We start from the raw sequence: 1,003 nt of genomic DNA, 5'->3' as shown, positions 1-1,003 counted from the left end.
TGATTTTGACATGACGAGGATAGCGTCGGCCGGTTCGTCGCTCGGGAAGAATGAGCTTCCCGACGTCGACGCGCATCCTCTTCACCATCTTCGGCAGGGAACCCGGGCCCGCCATCGCCGCCCAATGGAAAACGTCTCGGATGACCCGCAAGGAGTACAGAAAGCTGATTCGCCGGGGCGCGACGCCTCGTTCCAACGCGACGCATTCCATCTCGTGGCGCACCAAATTGTACGCGATCAGCAATCCCCAGACCTCTTGCCGCACCGCGTCCGGGGTCTTCGAGCGAATGGCCTCTTCCCGATCCAGGGTATGGGTCTTGATCTCGTCGTAGGCGAGCTCCAGTTCCCAGCGCTCGCAGTACAAGTCCGCGATTTCCGCAGCCGGGTATTGCTCGACGTCCAGCAACGACGTCAGCAGCGTCCGCCGGCGAAAACCTTTCCGGTGGTAGCGTATAACGCGGGCCAGAAAGGTTTCCGGCAGTTCGGGATGCTTGCGCCGGGCCGCGTAGGAAATGGCGACCTCGACCAAGTCGTCTCCCCGTCCCAGCCGTCGTATCACCTTCCACTTCAGGTTCTTGCGCGCCCGCAACAACCAGTGCCGTTGCTCTCCCCGAGAGCGAATCCCGTGCAAGAGATTGTAGTCGACGTAGAGCCGATCCAGCACAGATACCGAATGGTCGGGGACTCTCGCCAACAAGGGCCCCGCCAACGTCAACTCGCCGGTCTTGCAGTCGGCAAAGTCGAAATCCACCAGCTTGCGGCTGCGCAGGTCCATCAACCCAACGCCTCGTATCTGAGGATAGCCCGCCGAGCGCCTGGCCGATCCGGGAAGATGGAATTCCGCCCGGTTCTCCGAACTGTCGGGCACCCGCAGCGTTACCCCGTCTCCACCCAACACCATCAGGCCGCGCCATCGGTAACGATCCGCCGATTCCAAACCCCAACGTTCTGCCGTGACCCCAAAGAGCGTGCGCACCGGTCCGGCTCCCACGCGGGCCCTTGC

1 protein-coding gene is annotated in these 1,003 nt (G+C 62.5%); it reads right to left on the bottom strand.

Annotated features, from left to right (window positions below; translation table 11 throughout):
- Positions 1 to 991: IS4 family transposase (locus tag AB1781_11465; GenBank protein ID MEW5705184.1), on the bottom strand; the 991-nt coding region annotated here is incomplete at its 3' end.
- Between the last annotated feature and the right edge of the window lie 12 nt (positions 992 to 1,003).

This window comes from Pseudomonadota bacterium (genome assembly GCA_040752895.1).
Classification (GTDB): domain Bacteria; phylum Pseudomonadota; class Alphaproteobacteria.
This window is presented reverse-complemented; position numbering and strand designations above follow the sequence as displayed.